At 51.1% G+C, this 19,671-nt stretch carries 15 protein-coding genes; 10 read left to right on the top strand and 5 right to left on the bottom strand.

Annotation, left to right across the window (positions count from 1 at the left end; all coding sequences use genetic code 11):
* Window positions 1–469 precede the first annotated feature (469 nt).
* The 3 genes from NST96_RS15055 to istA all read right to left on the bottom strand — a co-directional run bounded on the left by NST96_RS15055 (window position 470) and on the right by istA (window position 3,268).
* A complete protein-coding gene (locus tag NST96_RS15055; RefSeq protein ID WP_171506740.1) occupies window positions 470–730 on the bottom strand; it encodes a hypothetical protein in 261 nt (86 codons plus the stop codon).
* A gap of 289 nt (window positions 731–1,019) precedes the next feature.
* Entirely contained in the window at window positions 1,020–1,763 is a 744-nt protein-coding gene (istB, locus tag NST96_RS15050; RefSeq protein ID WP_227278642.1) for an IS21-like element helper ATPase IstB, read from the bottom strand.
* On the bottom strand, window positions 1,760–3,268 hold the full coding sequence (gene istA, locus NST96_RS15045) for an IS21 family transposase (protein ID WP_024985261.1): 1,509 nt from the start codon (window positions 3,266–3,268) through the stop codon (window positions 1,760–1,762). Before istA ends, istB begins: the two co-directional genes overlap by 4 nt.
* A gap of 134 nt (window positions 3,269–3,402) precedes the next feature.
* On the opposite strand from istA, the gene NST96_RS15040 reads away from it, so the two are divergent.
* The 8 genes from NST96_RS15040 to NST96_RS15005 all read left to right on the top strand — a co-directional run bounded on the left by NST96_RS15040 (window position 3,403) and on the right by NST96_RS15005 (window position 14,495).
* A complete protein-coding gene (locus NST96_RS15040; RefSeq protein WP_003385659.1) occupies window positions 3,403–3,606 on the top strand; it encodes a hypothetical protein in 204 nt (67 codons plus the stop codon).
* Between the two features lie 196 nt (window positions 3,607–3,802).
* Complete coding sequence (locus NST96_RS15035) at window positions 3,803–6,202, top strand: AAA family ATPase (protein WP_122958325.1); 2,400 nt, start codon at window positions 3,803–3,805, stop codon at window positions 6,200–6,202.
* Between the two features lie 161 nt (window positions 6,203–6,363).
* Window positions 6,364–8,124, top strand: a complete 1,761-nt coding sequence (locus tag NST96_RS15030; RefSeq protein WP_342404161.1) for an ABC transporter substrate-binding protein — start codon at window positions 6,364–6,366, stop codon at window positions 8,122–8,124.
* Window positions 8,125–8,204: 80 nt separating this feature from the next.
* Window positions 8,205–9,170, top strand: coding sequence for an ABC transporter permease (locus NST96_RS15025; RefSeq protein WP_003385656.1), 966 nt, complete (start codon window positions 8,205–8,207; stop codon window positions 9,168–9,170).
* An 11-nt stretch (window positions 9,171–9,181) separates the two neighbouring features.
* The gene (gene opp4C, locus NST96_RS15020; protein WP_003385654.1) at window positions 9,182–10,105 is read left to right on the top strand and encodes an oligopeptide ABC transporter permease; all 924 of its coding nucleotides are present in this window, start codon (window positions 9,182–9,184) and stop codon (window positions 10,103–10,105) included.
* Between the two features lie 12 nt (window positions 10,106–10,117).
* Window positions 10,118–11,101 (top strand): ABC transporter ATP-binding protein, encoded by a 984-nt coding sequence (locus NST96_RS15015; RefSeq protein ID WP_024984168.1) that lies wholly within the window; start codon window positions 10,118–10,120, stop codon window positions 11,099–11,101.
* The gene (locus tag NST96_RS15010; RefSeq protein WP_003385652.1) at window positions 11,098–12,063 is read left to right on the top strand and encodes a dipeptide ABC transporter ATP-binding protein; all 966 of its coding nucleotides are present in this window, start codon (window positions 11,098–11,100) and stop codon (window positions 12,061–12,063) included. Before NST96_RS15015 ends, NST96_RS15010 begins: the two co-directional genes overlap by 4 nt.
* Window positions 12,064–12,251: 188 nt before the next feature.
* Window positions 12,252–14,495: a S8 family serine peptidase gene (locus NST96_RS15005; protein ID WP_342404160.1), complete on the top strand. Its 2,244-nt coding sequence runs from the start codon at window positions 12,252–12,254 to the stop codon at window positions 14,493–14,495.
* A gap of 42 nt (window positions 14,496–14,537) precedes the next feature.
* Here the strand turns inward: NST96_RS15005 and NST96_RS15000 are convergent, their stop codons facing one another.
* A complete protein-coding gene (locus NST96_RS15000) occupies window positions 14,538–16,217 on the bottom strand; it encodes a PucR family transcriptional regulator (RefSeq protein WP_243014688.1) in 1,680 nt (559 codons plus the stop codon).
* 131 nt (window positions 16,218–16,348) lie between these two features.
* Here NST96_RS15000 and NST96_RS14995 point away from each other — a divergent pair, with 131 nt between their 5' ends.
* Window positions 16,349–17,857 carry a CoA-acylating methylmalonate-semialdehyde dehydrogenase gene (locus NST96_RS14995; protein WP_024984171.1) on the top strand — a complete coding sequence of 503 codons (1,509 nt, stop codon included), beginning with the start codon at window positions 16,349–16,351 and terminating at the stop codon, window positions 17,855–17,857.
* Window positions 17,858–17,875: 18 nt separating this feature from the next.
* Window positions 17,876–19,240, top strand: coding sequence for an aspartate aminotransferase family protein (locus tag NST96_RS14990; RefSeq protein WP_024984172.1), 1,365 nt, complete (start codon window positions 17,876–17,878; stop codon window positions 19,238–19,240).
* A 92-nt stretch (window positions 19,241–19,332) separates the two neighbouring features.
* Here the strand turns inward: NST96_RS14990 and NST96_RS14985 are convergent, their stop codons facing one another.
* On the bottom strand, window positions 19,333–19,560 hold the full coding sequence (locus NST96_RS14985) for a PLDc N-terminal domain-containing protein (protein ID WP_003385646.1): 228 nt from the start codon (window positions 19,558–19,560) through the stop codon (window positions 19,333–19,335).
* Between the last annotated feature and the right edge of the window lie 111 nt (window positions 19,561–19,671).

Below are 19,671 nucleotides of genomic sequence, written 5' to 3'. Positions count from 1 at the left end.
AAGAAAACTGAGGTGAATCATTAAAAATAGAAACAGTTAACCCCACAACGATAAATCCTGCTAGATAAACACCCAAGCCTATCAGTATACGTCTCAACATTTATATCGCCCCTGATATGTTTTATCTATCCAAATATTAACATATGCCATTTGGTTAGTATACATATACATGATCGACTGAAGGAGCGAAATACGAGTTGTCACGTATGTGCTGAATGATGCTTGTTATCTGCGCCGAGCATAGTTATGCACTCCATGAACGATCGGGTATTCCGTAGCCTCTGTTGAGGACAGAAAGCTATCCCTTATCCAGCCAAGGCATGAAGGATCATTTCGATATACGGCCTGCGGGCAGTGCAATGACAGTGGGATATTAGGGAAGCGGGATTTAGTTCCATTGGCTGTACTTGGGTAGGGAATAAAATAAAAAAGGATAGCAAAAGGCTACCCAAATATTCGTAAGTCGTTTTCACGCTTCTCCCATGCCAAATCCCAATAAAAGAAGAAAAATAATTGAACCCAATGCAAATACGTTTAATAAGATGAGTACCCACTTTAGCAAGCCTCCATCACTTATAGCTCCAAAAATGACGCCTAACAACGGAAGCAAAATCACTGAAACCAAGAAAAATTTGCCCATTGAAGGAGAAAGCATACCATTTGATAATAAACAAAACAAAATGGCGAAGGCTCCCAAACATACAATTGACCATATCGTAAAGTTCCTCACAGCACCCTCCTTACTCTATGTTGCTACCTTATTGTAGTCCTGTATAAAGCACCAAATTTCTTTGGTACCCTCCAAGACTGTGAGTGGCGTTGTTGACTAATCCTACCTTTGGAAATATTTTGCCTGTTGCAAATAAAGGTGGAAACGACATGATGGAAATCGAATCGTGACACACTATAGCAGGAGGTGTGTGTGAATGTCAACCAAAATGTTGACCACAGTGCTCATCAAAAAATTGACCACCATGGCAAAAATCAATCCACCCGTCGGGTGGGTAACTTTTTCATGATCACGATCTTTGAATGCTCTGTTTAAAGCGATAACTGTCCCCATTCATTGCAAAGATGTGGGCACGATGGGTAAGCCGATCAACCAGGGCTGACGTCATTTGCTCATCTTTGAAAATCTGTGTCCATTCCGTAAATTCCAGATTACTGGTAATGATCATGCTTCCTTTCTCATAGCGGGCCGCACAAAATTGGAATAATAACTCCGCCCCGGTCCGACTGAGAGGGACAAACCCGACTTCATCCAAAATAATCAAATCTGTTTTCAACCATTGCCTCTCTAGCTGGAGAATTCGCTTTTGGGACTGAGCTTCCATAAGCTCATTGCATATTTTAGCGGCAGTCCAAAACTGGACGGAATAGCCATGATGGCAAGCTTCCTTCCCGAGTGCAATGGAGAGATGAGTTTTGCCAGTGCCAGAGTTTCCGATAAACATGATGTTCTCTGTCTTTTCGATGTACTCACAGCGAGCCAGTTGAAGCAATTTGGGCTTGTTGAGAGACGGAATGGCTGAGAATTCAAATTGATCGATCGTTTTCATAGAAGGGAATTTGGCATGCTTGATGCGACTGGCGATTTGGTTAGCATCCCTTTGCTGAACTTCTTGCTCTAGTAGGGCTAAGAGGAACTCCTCGTAGGGAATTTGCCGTTCAGCAGCATCATGGGCAATTTCCTTATAGACACGTTTAATCGCAGGTAAGCGAAGGCGTTTCGCATAGGTTTCAAGCAAGAAACTCGTACTCAATGAACCACACTCCTTTTCTGTAACAAACGATTGTACTGGCTAAGATCTGGGGCCTTTACCTGAATACGTGGAACAGAGCTATCCTCCACCAACGAGAGTTGGGGTAGACGGTGTTCCGGCAATGTTCGCTGAAACAATAATTGCCTTACGGCATCATATTGGAACATCCCTTTTTGGCAGGCCTCCTCCAGTGCTTCTTCGACAAGAGAAGTATCGAATTCACGGTGCAAAAGCAAGAGTCGAACGAACTCCTTCATCCCTCCTGGTCGGTTGCGGCACTTGTCCAAGAACTTTTGGTAAATGGCGGGTAATCCTGCCTGATGCAATGGTCTAGCATAAAGAACTGCTCCTGGACGAATAAGAAGTAAATCCAGATAATGATCGTATTGCAAAATCTCCTTTCCCTTTTCCAAACACCGCTCATGCGTCGCAATCAGGCTTTTTCCGTGATACACCTCAACTTTTTCAGCAAACACTCGGCAAGTAAGCTGGGTCGATGCATAGGAAACGGGGACGGAATAGGCATTTTTCTCAATGTGGATCATGGATAGCGTATTGCTTTTCACGGGTACAACACGGAAACAATCCAATGGCCGTGGAGGCAATGGAAGCATGATAGGCAACTCTTGAGCAAATGCTTCTCCAACCGTTAGTGAAGACCTTGGAACGGTTGTATTCTCGTAAGAGATACATTTTTCGAGGAGGATTTGATTGAGCTCCTCCAGAGAAGAAACACTGGGTACAGGGGTAAAAAATTGCCTCTGAGCAAACTGTACGAGGTTTTCCACCTGGCCTTTTTGATGCCCTTTTCCGGGATCACAGAAATAGCTTTCAAACAGGTAGTGGGCACGTAGCTGAGTAAATCGCTCTTGTTCCTCGCGATTTTTACCCTCCAATACCTTCTTAACGGCTGTTGTCAGGTTGTCGTATGTGATGACTTGGGGAACAGCACCGAAAAATTCAAAAGCATCTACATGACCTTGGAGAAGAGCCTCTTGCTTCTGATGAGCAAATGTTTTGATAAAAATCTTTCTGCTGTATGTGCAACGCATACAAAAGACTTGAACCTTTACTTGTTTCCCTTGTAAATGAACCGTAACCTCACCCCAGTCAAATTGAGCAAAGCGCCCTGGCGGGAAATCGAGAGGGACAAATGCTTTAGGGGGAGAAACCCGCAACTCTCTGACGTAGCGTCGTACAGTAGATTCACCGCCGGTGAATCCATGTTCGTCAACGAGTCTCTGGTAAATGCGTTTGGCAGTATGACGCTGCTTCGGGGGAGCTTGTTCATCTTGATGCAGCCACTCCAAGATGATGGGCTTGACAGAATCAATGACTGGCTTTGGCTTCGGTTTTGAAAGCTGATACACAGGAATCTCAGAGGATTTCAAAGCCTTTCGTATCACTTGACGGGAATAGCCGGTCTCTCGAGAAATTTGGCGAATCGACTTTCCTAGCAGAATGTGTTGTTTCCTGATAAACTCGTAATTAGCCATCTGAAGCATTTCCTTTCCTCCTATATCTTGTGGTCCGACAACTTCAAGATACAGGAAAGAGGTGCTCAGGTGGTCAACTTTTTTATGAGCAATGTACCACTAGGTGGTCAATTATTAGATTAGCATTCACAGGTGTGCCGACAATGGAACAATGTATAGAAGTGAACGGAAGGGAATACCAGTTTGCCGCTACATATGACGGAGACGCCCAGTACAATGTTCAGGTGCTGAGCGGAGACAAGCTGATCACGATGTTTAAAATCGCTGCGGATTCCGAGGAGGATGTATTTAAAGCGGCAAAAGCCCATTTCCAGGCTGACGTGGAACTGGGTCATATCGATGTATAGCGTCAAGGTAAAAATGACTGGCAGCCGCTCTTCGTGAGTCAGGCTGTCTTTCTCTGTTTCCACGACCTGTATCAGTACAATTCAGCAGACAATATCAAGGAATAAAGCCTTCCAAAGGTTCCTGTTCTTTTCACTTTGCTCAAAATATGATACAACAGGAGGTGAAACTGATTGTACGGATGGGAGAGGACCTTCGATGCAGCAACAGAACGTACCGGACAGTCTGAAACAAATATGGATGTGGCGGGACCAACCTCATGATACAAAAGAAGTGACAGAGGGTGAGCTTCTGTCCGCGCTGCAATTGGTCGAGGATTTGCGAAAAAACGGTCAATTTGCTCGTACCAGCGAAGCGGAAGCGGTCGTTCTGACATTGCTTGCCTCCAAGCGAATGAAAAAGCCGGGAGGCCATACGCTGGCGGCGGAGTGGCTGGACAGAGCGATCTCGCTGGATCCCTCCTTTGAATTGGCTCTGAAATGCCGTCTTCGGCTGTACGAGCTGCAACTGAAAGAACATCGGTTTCAGCAAGGCTATCCATCTGTGCGCGAGACTGATAACGCTGTCAGCCGACGCAAAAACTTGGAAATTCTCCAGGAAGCAGGCCGAGCAGAGCTGGTGGAGCTGGACGGGTGGCGCAAACTGGCGGCTGAAGCCGGGGAAGCTGCAAGACGGGTCGGGGAAAGCGAAACGGCTGAGAGATTGGCCGTACTAGGGGCTTTGTACGCAGAAAGAAAGCGGCTGCTAGAGGTAATGCTGGAGCGTGCAGAGGAGTACGCTGCTTCCCTGCGCGGGCTGTTTTATTCCGGTGAATCACTTGCGTCTCTGCAGGAAGCGATACGGGCATTGGCTGCTCAGAACGAAAAGAGGGCGGCACTGTTTGATACAAATAACGAGGCTGATGCCGCTGACGAGCCGGTAGGGAAACTTTCTGCGCTGGAAGAGCTGGAAGCTTTGATCGGTTTGCAGGAAATCAAGGATCGGGTCCGCTCGCTGGCAAACTTTCTCCGCTATCGCCAAATGCGGGAGGAGAAAGGTTGGCATATGCGGGACCAAATTCCGCTCCACCTCGTTTTCATGGGCAATCCGGGAACGGGGAAAACGACTTTGGCCAGACTCATCGCCAGACTTTATCACGAGCTTGGCTTGCTGGAGCGCGAAGACGTCGTCGAGGTGGACCGCTCTCATTTGGTGGGGGCATACGTGGGACAGACAGAGCAGAAGGTGATGGATGCCGTAAAACGGGCGGAGGGCGGCGTCTTGTTTATTGATGAAGCTTACAGCCTGAAGCGGCCGGACAGCTCCGGCAGCGATTACGGGCAGGCAGCCATCGATACGCTGGTTGCAGCGATGACCGGCGGCGAGTACGCAGGCCGTTTTGTCGTCATGATGGCCGGCTATCCCGAGGAAATGCGGCAGTTTCTGTACGCTAATCCCGGACTCCGCAGCCGCTTTCCGGAAACAGGACATTTTCTTCTTCCCGATTACAGTACGGAAGAGCTTCTGCTCATTGCCGAGCAAGTCGCGAGCCGCAATGATTTTACGCTGACAACAGAAACTCGCACTGCTCTCCGGGAGCGTATCGAACAGGCTCAGGTAGACCATACCTTTGGCAATGCCCGTACGGTTCAAAACATTGTTCTGGACGCCATTTTTGCCAAAGGACGAGAGGTGGATGGCGAAAAAGAGCTGGATTGGCATGATTTTACCATTCTCAGCCAGGAGGATGTTCTGCCCAAGCGGGGCGAGCAGAAGTCTGATAGTGCCTGGGAAAAGCTATCCAATTTGATCGGCTTGGAGCAAGTAAAGGCGGAGCTGTTGAAGATTTCATCGTTTGTGGACGTTCAGCGCAAGCGCAGTGCGATCGGGCTGCCTGCCTTGCCTATTGAACTCCACGCGGTATTCACGGGGAACCCGGGAACCGGAAAAACGACGGTTGCGGCCTTGTATGCCGAAAGGTTGAAAGAAATCGGCTACTTGAAACGCGGACATCTGGTTACAGTTGGCAGGGCTGATCTGGTTGCCGGATATGTAGGCCAGACGGCGGCATTGACCAGGAGGAAGGTCCGCGAAGCGTTGGGCGGTGTCCTGTTTATCGATGAGGCTTACGCTTTGGCCGAAGGAAGCGAAACGGATTTTGGCCATGAAGCGATCCATACGTTAGTGGAGGAAATGACCAGACACCAAGAAAATCTGGTGGTCATTCTCGCAGGCTATCCTCTGGAAATGCAGCGATTTATGGCAAGCAACCCGGGACTTTACTCGCGTTTCAAAAAGTACATTCCGTTCCCGGATTACACTACGGATGAATTGGTGCAAATGCTCCGGCTGGCGGTATATCAAAGGGGCTATCTGGTTCACGACAAAACGGTGGAAACGATCCGGACTTATTTGGAGCGGGCAGCCGCAAGCCATCAGCTGCACGGGAACGGCAGGCTCGTCCAAAATCTCGTTCAGGAAGCGATGCAAAATCAAGCGGTAAGATTAACGAGCAAGCAGGCAGCGGAATGGACACGCGATACGCTGAGCATGCTGGAATGGGAAGACTTTGCCCCGTTGTTTTTAGCGACAGGGGATGCAAACGAAAACATAGAGTGATTCATTGCGAGGGACTTTCGTCTCTCTTTTTTTTCTATTTTTAGCCCCAAAGGACACATTTCTACAAGACATATTTTTATCAACAAGAATATCCTTTCTGATTTCCAGATTATAGCTTATAATGGAAATGTTATGAGAAAATTCAAAAAGGGGGAAATTAAGTGAAGAAAAGGTCTTTTTCTCTATTCTTGTGCTCCCTGCTTACCGGGGCACTGCTTCTGTCCGCTTGCACCCAGCCTGCAGCACAGCCGACGGAACAAAATCAGCAGCAACCGAACCAATCAGAGCAAAACCAGCAAGAGCAAACGAAAGCCGGTGAAAAGAAAGAGCTGGGCTATATCAAGGCGACAGATCCTTCGAAAGTGCCGGATTCTGCGAAGCAGCGCACAGATACGATGGTGCTCGGCATCACAGACCCTCAAGGCATTTTCAACTACTGGTTTTACAACACAGTCTATGACCGGTATGTGATTGAAGCAGTAACCGAACGATTGCTGTCGGTAGCAAAAGATGCCACTGTGATTCCGGGACTTGCGGAAAAATGGGAGATTTCCGACGACGGATTGACATATACGTTCCATATCGACAAACGAGCAAAATTCTCCGACGGCAAGCCCGTAACGGCAGAGGATGTCGCGTTCGCCTATCACGTCCTGTTGGACCCCAAATACGACGGCAGGTCGAACCTGTCAAAGGCCAAAATCAAAGGCGAAGACGCATACAAAAATGGAAACGCAACCAGCCTCGAGGGCGTAAAAGTAATTGATCCACAGACGATTCAAGTTCAGGTGGAAGAAGCAAACGCAACGACTTTGCTGTTGCTCGGCACTGAGATTTTTGTCCTGCCCAAGCACTATTACGGAAAAGATTTCGCCAAAGGAAATCTGGAGTATATCAAGAGCTTGCATCAGAAGCCTATGGGCAGCGGGCCATATATTCTGAAGGAGTTTATCCCTGGACAGGAAGTCCGTCTCGTAGCGAATGAAAACTACTGGAAGGGCGCTCCGAAAGTCAAAAATCTGATCTTCAAGTCAACGACGGCGGAAACGCAGATTCAAAGCCTGAAAACGGGTGCAACCGACTTTGACGCCTCGATTTCCGTAAATGCAGACAACGTTGAAGCATTGAAGGAACTGGGATTTGTCGATCTTGACATGCTCCTGAACAATGGATATGGCTATATTGCGATCAATCACAAGCTGCCGAAGTTCCAGGACAAACGCGTCAGACAAGCACTGATGTACGGATTGAACCGCGAAGAAGTGGTGTACGCGTATTCGCAAGGGTATGCAGAAGTCATTGACGTGCCGCAATCCAAGCTTTCGTGGGGTTATCCGGACGAGTCCAAGCTGACGAAGTACAGCTACGATCCGGAAAAATCGAAACAGCTCCTCGATGAGGCAGGCTGGAAGCTGGAGAGCGACGGCTACCGTTACAAGGACGGCCAAAAGTTCACGATCCAGTTCTCCGCATCGACTCCAAATGAAGTGAATGATGCCCTGATTCCGATTGCGGTAGAGAACTACAAGGAACTGGGGATTGAATTTATCGCCGAACAACTGGAATTCAACGCTGTCATCGACAAACGCAACAAGGGAGAGCACGAAATGGCGTTCCTGGCCGTTGGACTTTCCACAGACCCTGATCCGTACGGCTTGTTCCACTCCAAAGGCGGATCGAATAAAGACGCCTACTCCAACCCCAAAGTGGATGAGCTGCTTGAGGCTGGTCTGAAAGAATTTGACCAGGCCAAGCGCAAAGCGATTTACCAGGAAGCATACGAGATCATCAATGACGATATTCCGGTGCTCTTTATGTACCAACGCTACAATTTGAATACGATCAGCTCCAGACTTTCCGGCTTTGTGATTTCTCCTTATAAATACTTCTCAGAGTCACTAAACGAAGTTCAAATTAACTAAAAATTTTTGATAATTTCACCAATTCGCAATATGCTCGGCGCTATGCTGAGCATATTGCTTGCATAAGAGGGGAGGAAATCATGAAGCAGCTCCTTATCCGCAGACTTATCCAAAGCATCCCGACCCTGATCGGCGCCTCTATTCTCGTCTTTCTCGTCTTTACCTTGGCACCTGGCGACTTTGTCACCCAGATGTCGGCTGACGCCAATATGACCCAGGAGCGGCTCGATGAGATACGCGCCCTGCACGGGCTTGACCAACCTCTCTACAAGCAGTATCTCACCTGGATGGGCAATCTGCTCACGGGCAATTTTGGCGAATCTGTCCTGCATCGCCAGCCCGTGACGAGCGTGATAAACACATTTATGTGGAATTCCTTTCTGATTGCCATCATCGTTCTGGTGCTGCAATGGATCATTGCATCCATCGTCGGCATTATGGCCGCGCTGAGACAATATTCGATTTACGATTCTGCAGTCACGCTGATTGTTTTTATGGCGATGTCTTTTCCATCCTTCTTTTTGGGATTGCTTATGCTGAAGTTCTTCGCCGTCGATTATCAGATATTCCCGCTGGGCGGCATGCGGTCGACAGGGAGCACCCTTACCGGCTGGGCCGATTTTTGGGACGTGATGAAACATCTGGCATTGCCGGTCATTGTTTTGACCTTGCTGAATATCGGCTCGCTGACCAGATACTTTCGGACCAATATGCTGGAAGTCATCAGGCAGGATTACGTTCGTACAGCCCGAGCCAAGGGATTGAAGGAGCGCGTCGTCATTTTCAAACACGCGCTGCGAAATGCATTGCTGCCTTTGATTACCCTGTTTGCCCTCGAAATTCCCGGTTTATTTTCCGGGGCGATCATTACCGAACGCATCTTTAACTGGCCAGGCATCGGCCGGGTTGTGCTGGACGGAATCTTCCAAAGGGATTACCCGCTCTTGATGGGCTTTACGATGCTGCTGGTTGTACTGACGATCGTTGCCAATATCCTGGCTGATCTGATGTACGGCGTAGCAGACCCGCGGGTCCGGAACAGGTAGGGGGGATAGAGATGAGCCACAATATTGCTGACGTCCAAGTCGAACTCAAAGCCAAAAAGATCAAACCCGATTCCCCGTGGCGCAGTGCCTTCCGCCGTCTGTTCAAAAACAAGATGGCTTTGGCCGGGATGATTGTCCTTACGCTGATGTTTCTGTTTTCGTTTATCGGTCCCTATTTTTCTTCTCATCTGGACGCGAAGATTTCGGTCAGAAACGCCAATCTTCCGCCGAACGAAACTCATTGGCTCGGGACGGACAAGCTCGGCCGGGATGTGCTTTTGAGGACAATGGAAGCTGGAAGAGTATCCTTGCTGGTGGGGATCGTCGCCGCTTCGATCATCGTCTTGGTCGGCGGGACGCTGGGAGCCATTGCGGGCTATTACGGCCGTTTTGTCGATTCGGTGATCATGCGCCTGGCAGACATTCTTTATGCGATTCCCACGCTGCCCATCCTCGTGGCGCTTGGCGCTATTCTGTCTGATTTGAAGTTTCCGCCGGACAAGCGGATTTATCTGGTCATGTTCATCGTCGGAATGATCGCCTGGATGAGTCTTTCGCGTCTCGTCAGAAGCCAGGTACTCAGCTTGAAGGAGCAGGAATTCATGCTGGCCAACGAAGTGCTCGGGCTGAGGGACAGACGGAAAATTTTCAGGCATTTGCTGCCCAATACGGTACCCATCATCATCGTTGCGGCGACGCTGGGTGTAGCAAACTCGATCCTTCTCGAATCTACGCTTAGCTTTCTCGGTCTTGGCGTAGTACCACCTACCCCGTCCTGGGGACAGATGATCTCGGCAGCAAACAATATGATTGACTTCCAGAACAGGCCCTGGCTCTGGGTTCCGCCTGGGGTGTGCATATTGCTTACCGTCGTTTCGATCAACTTCATCGGTGACGGATTGAGGGACGCCTTTGATCCCAAACAGAAAAGGTAGGAGAAGCTGCATATGTCGAGTACACTTGTTGAATTTCGCAATTTGAAAACGTATTTCTACACAGAAGCCGGTGTCGTACAAGCTGTGAATGACGTCAGCTTTTCCATCCGAGCTGGAGAGACGGTTTGCATCGTCGGTGAATCCGGGTGCGGAAAAAGCATCACCGCCATGTCATTGATGCGGTTGATCGCTTCCCCTCCAGGGAAGATCGTGGGCGGAGAAATCTTGTTTGAAGGCCGGGACCTCCTGAAGATCAAGGAAAGCGAAATGAGAATGATCCGCGGCAATGAGATCGCCATGATTTTTCAGGAGCCGATGACGTCGCTGAATCCGGTTCTGACAGTAGGGGACCAGATCATGGAACCGCTGATCGAGCATACGCTTCTATCCAAAAGCGAGGCCCGGAAAAAAGCGATCCAGCTCATCGAACAGGTGGGAATTCCCCGTGCCGACCAGATTATTGACAGCTATCCGCATGAACTGAGCGGGGGGATGAGGCAGCGCATCATGATCGCAATCTCTCTTAGCTGCGATCCGAAGCTGCTGATTGCCGACGAGCCGACGACAGCCTTGGACGTCACGATCCAGGCGCAAATTCTCGATTTGCTCCGGCAATTGAAAAAGGACCGGAACATGTCGCTCATGCTCATCACCCACGATCTTGGAGTTGTTGCGGAAATGGCCGATTACGTGGTTGTGATGTACGCGGGCAAGGTCATCGAGGAAGGGCCGGTAAAGGAGATTTTCAAGAATCCGCGTCATCCTTATACAAAAGGCTTGTTGCTCGCCAAACCGGTAATCGGACAAAGAAAAGAGCGCTTGTTCACGATCCCGGGCCAGGTCCCCAATCCGATCGGTCTGGGTGAAAATTGCCACTACAGCGACCGCTGCGAACATGCGATGGACATTTGCCGTGCAAGTCAGCCTGCCTTACAGAAGGATGGGGCTGACAGCAAAGTGGCTTGCTGGCTGTACGAAGGTGAGGGAGCGAAATGAGCGATGTCATCCTGGAAGTGAAAGACTTGAAAAAGTATTTCCCGATTCGCTCCGGAGTGTTTCAGCGGACGATCGGGCACGTAAAAGCGGTTGACCAGATCAGTTTTACCATGAAAAGAGGAGAAACCTTGGGGCTTGTCGGTGAGTCCGGTTGCGGAAAAAGCACAGCCGGCCGGACGATTATCAGGCTGTACGACAAGACCGAGGGCCATGTCCTGTATAATGGTCGGGATATCCATCAGCTGCCCCCTAAAGAGCTGCGCAAGTTGCGACCCAAAATGCAATATGTGTTCCAAGACCCGTTCAGCTCGTTAAATCCACGGGTGAAAGTCGGGGAGGCGATCGGCGAGGCTGTCGTCGATCACGGGCTGTGCTCGAAGGCAGAAATTCGCGAGAAGGTGTTGGAGGTGCTGAATATTTGCGGCTTGGCACCGTACCACTACGACCGCTACCCGCATGAATTTTCCGGCGGGCAAAGACAACGGATCGGGATTGCCAGAGCGCTCATCCTGCAGCCGGACTTTATTGTGCTGGACGAGCCGGTTTCTGCTCTCGACGTGTCGATTCAAGCGCAAATCATTAATTTGCTCTCTGATTTGCAGCAGCAGCAAAACCTGACCTACCTGTTTATTTCTCACGATTTAAGCGTGGTAGAGCACATCTGCTCATCGGTGGCCGTCATGTATCTGGGCTCGATAGTGGAGATGGCGCCTCGCGACGAGCTGTTCAAAAATCCTCTCCACCCCTATACCAAAGCGCTGCTGTCGGCTGTACCGATTCCAGACCCTACGATAACGAGAGAGCGAATCTTTCTAAAAGGAGATATTCCAAGCCCGGCTAATCCTCCACAAGGCTGCAAGTTTCATACCCGTTGTCCGGTTGCTGCGGATAGGTGCAGGACGGAAGTGCCGGTTTACCGCGAAGTCGGCCCGGAGCATCATGTGGCATGTCATTTGGTATAACCGAGCGAGACTCGCAGTCTTTTTGAGTCTTTCTCAACGCCCACGGTGAAAAGAAAGCAGGAAGCGCACGATCCAGCAGGGATTGCTGCGCTTTTTTGTCCGTCTGAAGCTTGGGACACTTTTACAATTATTACCCTTTTCGTATAATGTTGTTATTCAAAAATCAGACGGGAGAAGGGGGCATTTCATTGCGGGGAAAAAGGCATGCGGCACTGATTGGGGTACTTGTTCTGTCGCTCATGGTCGGCGGGCTGCCGACAGGAGCCAAGCAACAAGGTGAGCGCAGGGGAGATCTGGAGATTGAAGCGCGGGAAGGCTTTTCTCTGGATTCCCGATCCAAAGCGGGAGGAGAAACAGACCTGGTCGTCATTCAATTCGAGGGGCCCATCGAAGAAGAATGGAAAGAAGAAATAGAGGATATCGGTATAGAGCTGGGCGACTATTTGCCTGACTATTCCTTTATAGCCAAATTATCAGAACAGGGCGATGAGAAAAAATTGAAACGGCTCTCTTTTGTCAAAAGGGTCGTTCCTTTTTATCCGGTTAACAAGGTAGCGCCGACTCTTCGCAAGTCATTGGGAACAACCGATGAGGTAGAAGTAGCTGTGATCGGCTTTGATCAGCAAGTGGACATGAACCGCACCCTGTATCGGGCGGCGAGTGAAGAAAGCATCGGTGATGTGGACTCGCTGCAGAATGCGAGGCACATCTCGCTTGCACGCATGAGCGGAGAAGGATTGGAGGAGGTCATCCAGTCAGAAGATGTCATTGCCGTGATTCCTATGCCGGAGCGAAAACTGCATAATGATCGGGCTGCAAAAATCATCAAGGCAAACAAGCTGGAATCTGCCGGCTTTACCGGGAAAGGACAGATTATTGGCATGGCCGACAGTGGTTTGGATACAGGCGATCCAGACGATCTCCATCCCGATTTTACGGGGAGGATCAAAAGCTTGTATGCAATTGGCCGCAAAGGCGACGCGAGTGATCTGGATGGACACGGAACGCATGTAGCCGGATCGGCACTTGGCAGCGGAGAGGCTTCTGATGGACAGTATCAGGGAATGGCGCCGGAGGCGGAGCTGGTTTTCCATTCGATGCTGACGGAAAAGGGGTATTTGAAAGGAGAGGTCGAGGACATTCTCGGGGAAGCCTACGAGGACGGCGCACGTATTCACTCGGATTCATGGGGGACTGACGATAACGGCGATTACGGACTCGATTCCTTCTTGTTTGACCAGTTTCTCTGGGAACACAAGGATATGACTGCCCTGGTAGCTGCGGGCAATCAGGGAGAGTATGGCTACAAGACGATCGGCAGCCCGGCCACAGCCAAAAATGTCATCGCCGTAGGGGCTACCGAGAACGACCGACCGGATGTAGGCGGGGATGAGGCGGATGATCCGGATACTGTAGCGGGATTCAGCAGCCGCGGAACGACGAAGGATGGAAGGCTGAAGCCCGATATTGTCGCACCCGGGAGCTATATTCTTTCCGCTCGCTCATCGGTCGCTCCTGAAGAGGAGTTTGAAGAGCTCTTCGACCAATACTATGCATACAACAGCGGGACAAGCATGGCCGCACCAATTCTGGCCGGAGGAGCGGCCCAGCTTCGCCAGTTTTTGCTCGAAGAAAAAGAACTGGATGAACCGAGTGCCGCCCTGATCAAAGCGATGCTGATCAGCGGAGCCGATGATCTCGATGAGGACATGCGCCTTCAGGGATTCGGGCGGGCCAACCTCCTGCAGGCGATCGAGACAGATTTCGTAGATGAAACAGATGGTCTGGTGACAGGAGAAGAGGCGACGTTTGCCGTCGAGGTGTACGACCGCTCCAAGCCGCTTGCCATCACATTGGCTTGGACAGACTATCCGGCTTCTCTGGCAGCGAAAAGAACCTTGGTGAACAACCTTGATCTGACTGTAACCGCTCCCAGCGGAGAGAAGTTCAACGGAAACGACTTTTTCCGTTACCCGTATGACGATGAAGTGGACAATTTGAACAATGTGGAACAAGTATGGGCTTCCCGACCGGAAAAAGGCTTGTACACGGTGAGCGTAAAAGGCTTCAATGTCCCAAAAGGTCCACAGCCATTTGCGCTCGCCACAACGGGCAAAATCAAGGAAAAAGGCGGCGGACAGCATATCGAGCAAGGGAAGCTGCATGATGACAAAAGGTCGGACAGGTATGCCGATTACTCATTTCGGGCCAAGAGCGAAGGCCGGTTGAGAGTATATGTTGACTGGAACAATCATGCGTCGTTAAGCTTGACGTTGTATGACTCCCAAGGCGATATACTGGCAATCAAGGAGATAAAAAAGAGGAAAAGCCTCGTTCTGCCGCTCCCGGAGAAGGGGCGATACAAAATACGACTGGAGCTTGAAGACGGCCCGAAGGTATCCTATAAACTCTCGATGAGCTATCCTGAATAAACCGGAATGATCATACGGATGGAAACGGCGCAGCCCATCACGCTAACGTGGCGGACGCGCCGTTTTGTCTTGAGCCTTGTTCGGGGGAGTGTGGTATTTCAACCCGTGCTTCCACTCGTGAGCCCGCAAGGCTATTTCCAGACAGAGCCGTTCATTGGGGTGCGTAAAGTCTACCGGGAGATGCTCCTGGATTTTTTCCAGCCGGTGGTACAAGGTCTGGCGGTGGATGAATAAATGATCAGCCGTTTCCTGCTTGGACAAGTTGTGATCCAGGTAGACACGCAATGTCTGGGCCAGTTGGGTCCCGTTCTCCGCATCGTATCGCAGGAGCGGCCCCAGGTAATCATCGATAAAATGCGTGAGCACGGGCTCCTGGGGGACATGAAACAGCAGACGGAACAAGCCCAGCTCGGCAAAATAGGGGCTGTGGGCGTCTTGCTGGAAGATCAGGGCCTGCTCGGATTCTGCCAGGTGCCGGCCCGCCTCTGAAAGCCTCTCGCCAGGCCGGCTTACACCAAACAGGACCTCGGTATCCGGTCCCATGGCATGGCGGCACATCCGTTTCATCTCGGACATGGCCTTGTCCAGAGTTCGGCGAATATCCGTTTGATTGGTTGGTGCGATCAGGAGAAGGTAAAAGCGGTTTCCTTTGCAGCGGATGAAGGGACGAAAGCCGAGCCTCGTCAGCAAAGAACGGAATACGCCGGTAAGCTCATGCGGTGCGAGTGGCGAGGAAAGGTCCTCCGTACTCCGATGGAGAGACAATAAGAGCGTATAGTAGGCCGGTGTTTTGTTCTTGCCGGACAAACCGAGGAGAGAGCGTATTTGTTCCTCCGGCAAAGGTCTGTTGGCGATCAGATCGTCGAACAGCCGATTCTCTGCTGCGAGCATCTGCTCTTTGGCAAACATTTTTCGCATCAGAATTTGGGCCATCGAGCTAACGGTGTAATCGAGCGTCAATAGCAGGTATTCGTCGGCTTCCCGATCATACAGAATCAAGCCGACATAAGCGAGCAGATGTCCCATGACGATAATGGGCTGGTAGACCAGCTTCTTTTTGTCCGAGAGCGCGATGATCCCGCTGCTCGAGACGGAATCGTCCCCTTGCGGCAGGGCCGTACGCATCAAACCGGACAGCTCCGATTGAACAACCTGCGGCAGGGGAGGGACGTAGAGAGGATTTCCATCCAAGGGGAAAAAAAACACCTGTGTGTGTACACTTGCCTGAAAATGCTGCAAGAGTTTCGGAATTCCCTGTGTCTGCAGACTGAGCTGCTGCAAGCTGCGGGAATACGTCTCCAGGTTGCGAAGCGCCTGCATTTGACGGTTGATCAAATGCTCGTGCAGATCCAGTGTAATGTCAACGAAGCGAACAGGCTTATGAAAGACAATCAGTGGAAAGTCATGATGGTCAGCGAGCTCAAGCATGTCCTGTGGCACTTGCGGGATGTAGTCGCCAAGCTCGATACATAACCCGACCGCCTTCCGTGAAATGAGCTCGGAGAGATAAGCCAGCCGCTTTTCTTTTGCCTCGCCAAATCCGAGTCCGGTCGAAAGGATCAGCTCATCGCCGTTCAGGTATTGAACAGTGTGAGCCGCTTCCAATACATGCACCCATCGCACCGAGCGGGACAAGCCCCGACTGCCTGCGACCACTTCCGCGTGCTGAAACAAAGGACGTTTGACGACATCTGCCACGGTCAGGCGCCATTCATTGGTCATTCTTCTCCTCCTATAGACAGTCTGTAACATGAATACTACCGAACTCCTGTCAGTTTGTCTAGTGATGGCGCGTTGAATGTTCAGATAAGATAGAATTATCAATCATGCATGTGCGCAAAGGAGTTGAAAGGATGAGTACAACAACAGTTGGTCCTACTTTGAAAAACTACATCGCCGGAGAATGGGTGGAGTCCCAGACGGAGCGCTATGAGGATATCCCCAACCCGGCAACAGGCGAAGTGCTGTCGCGCGTACCACTCTCGACGAAGGATGACGTGGACAAGGCTGTGCAAGCGGCCAAGGCTGCCTTTCCGGCCTGGAGTCAGACCCCTGCGGTAGATCGTGCCCGGATCATGTTCCGCTTCCAAAACCTGCTCTGGGAGCACCAGGATGAGCTGGCGCAAATGATTACGCTGGAGAACGGGAAAAACCTGCCTGAGGCACACGCGGAATTGCTCCGCGGCATTGAAATGGTGGAGTTTGCGGCAGGAATGCCGACGCTGCTCATGGGTGAGACGCTCCCGAATATCGCCAGGAACATCGACTGCCAGGTAATTCGGTTTCCGCTTGGCGTCGTTGGCGGAATTACGCCGTTCAATTTCCCCCTGATGGTGCCGATGTGGATGTACCCGATCGCGATTACGGCAGGCAATACATTTGTCTTGAAGCCGTCCGAGCGCACGCCGCTGTCCTGCATTCGGATCGCCGAGCTGTTAAAGGAAGCGGGATTGCCCGATGGCGTATTCAACGTCGTCAACGGCGCTCACGATGTGGTGAACGGGCTATTGGAGCACCCGGATGTGAAAGCGATCTCCTTCGTCGGTTCGCAGCCAGTCGCCGAGTACGTCTACAAGACAGCCGCAGCGCATGGAAAACGCGTCCAGGCGTTGGCCGGGGCCAAAAACCACCACCTCGTCATGCCGGACACGAATCTGCAGCGAGCAGCCAAAACCATCGTCAGCTCCGCCTTTGGCTGTGCAGGCGAGCGCTGTATGGCGGCGAGCGCGGTCGTGGCAGTAGAGGAGATCGCAGACGAGCTGATCCGCCATCTGATCGAAGAGTCCAACGCCTTGAAAATGGGGAATGGGCTAGAGCCGGGAGTTGACCTGGGACCGGTCATTCGCGCTTCGCATTTGGAAAAAGTGCACGGTTTCATCGAGCAGGGACTTTCCGCAGGCGCCGAGCTCGTTCGGGATGGACGGGAGGATGCGAAAGCAAACCCGGAGGGCTATTTCCTCGGGCCTACGATTTTTGACAAGGCGGATGCCGAGATGGTGATCGTCCGAGACGAGATTTTTGCGCCTGTGCTAAGCGTCATGCGGGTCAAGAATTTCGAGGAAGGACTTGAAACGATCAGCAAATCCCGCTTTGGAAACGGAGCCACCATTTACACAGAAAACGGCAAGTGGGGACGGGAGTTTGTACAGCGCGTGGAAGCCGGCATGGTCGGGGTCAACGTAGGCGTCCCTGCGCCAATGGGCTTCTTCGCCTTCACCGGATGGAAGAACTCGTTTTACGGAGACCTGCATGCCAACGGCAAAGACGGCGTCGACTTTTTCACGAAGAAAAAGACGATTACGTCGCGCTGGTTTGACGACGGCGATACCAGTATCGGTTCCCAAAAAGTATTCGTGAAATAACGAAAGGGAGGATCGAAAATGAGCCAGGAGCAACAAACTCATACGCTGGAAAAGGAATCCCTGCTGGAAAAAGACAGGGCGCACATGTGGCATCACATGTCGCCCTACAATCCCAATCCGATGATCGTCACGGAAGCGAGCGGCTCGTGGGTGACGGACATTGACGGAAACAAATACCTGGACGGCATGTCTGGCCTGTGGTGCGTCAATATCGGCTACGGCCGGCAAGAGCTTGCTGAGGCTGCCTATGAGCAATTGAAAACGATGGCCTACTTCCCGCTGACACAAAGCCATGTGCCAGCGATCAAGCTGTCGGAAAAGGTGAGCGAGTGGCTCGGTGAAGAGTATCGGGTCTTTTTCTCCAACAGCGGTTCGGAAGCGAATGAAGTAGCCTTCAAAATCGCCCGTCAATACCACCATCAGAACGGCGAGCCGGGCCGGTACAAGTTCATTTCCCGTCACCGGGCCTATCACGGCAATACGATGGGAGCTTTGGCTGCTACCGGACAATCGATCCGAAAACAAAAATACGAGCCGCTGGCGCCGGGCTTTCTCCACGTTTCCCCGCCGTATTGCTACCGCTGTCCATTCGGAAAGTCCTACGGGAGCTGCAGCCTCGAGTGTGCCCAGGTATTCGACGAGGTCATCAACTGGGAGGGAGCAAACAGCGTGGCGGCCGTCATTATGGAGCCGACGATCACAGGCGGCGGCGTCATCGTTCCTCCGCCGGAGTACATGCCGAAGGTGCGGGAAATCTGTGACAAGTACGGCGTCCTTTTGATCGTCGACGAAGTGATTTGTGGATTCGGCCGTTCCGGTCAAAAGTTTGGTCATCAAAACTTTGGCATCAAGCCTGACATTGTGACCATGGCCAAAGGGATCACAAGTGCGTACCTGCCGTTGTCGGCTACCGCGGTGCGGGCAGACATTGCCGACAAGTTTAACGAGCAAGGAGTCAACCTGCACTTCCGTCACGTCAATACGTTCGGCGGAAATCCGGCGGCTTGTGCGCTCGCGCTGAAAAACCTTGAGCTGATGGAAGAAGAGCAGATGATCGAGAGGGCTGGCCGTCTGGGAGAGGAGTTGCGGGAGAAGCTGTCGTTCTTAGAGGAGCATCCGCATGTAGGCGACATTCGGAGCTTCGGTTTTCTGATGGGCATCGAGATGGTGGAAAATCGGGAAACGAAGGAACCGGCAGCGCCTGACAAATTGACCAAAGTCATCGGAGCCTGTAAACAGCGCGGCCTGATCATCGGACGAAATGGCGATACGATACCGGGCTTCAATAACGTTCTCACCCTTTCGCCTCCTTTCTCGACTACAAGCGAAGACATTGACTTCATCGCTCGCGTACTGCGTGAAGCGTTTGCGGAATTAGCCTAAGCAATCAAATAACAAAAACGGCTTCCTATTCCTGACCTGCCCTAAGACGAGCAGAAAGGGAAAGGAGGCCGTTTGGTTTCATGGTTTCAGAATCAAGAATCTTTTCTCATGATGAAATAGACAATCAGACCCATGACCGGAAAAAGCAGTGTTCCAATGAGTACAAGCAAAGCGTATTCGTTGCTTTTGCCGCGTTTGCGAGCGTCCCGATAGGCCCAGATACTGGTGAGGATATTTAGCGCGTATAGAACCAGGAGGATCAGAAACGGGAAAAACATGATCAGTTGAATTGGTAAGTCGAAATGACTTTTGTATTCCACAAGTGTCCCTCCCAAAAGTGTATATCGAAAGGCATGACAAATCATGTCCATGTATGAACAAACAAGACTCTATCGGCAGTTGGTCGGCAGATCCAGGAAGATGTCCCAAGC

This window comes from Brevibacillus sp. FSL K6-2834 (assembly GCF_038592925.1).
Taxonomy (GTDB): Bacteria; Bacillota; Bacilli; order Brevibacillales; family Brevibacillaceae; genus Brevibacillus; species Brevibacillus borstelensis.
The sequence above is the reverse complement of the archived record's forward strand: the minus strand, read 5'-3'. Positions and strand labels throughout refer to the sequence as shown.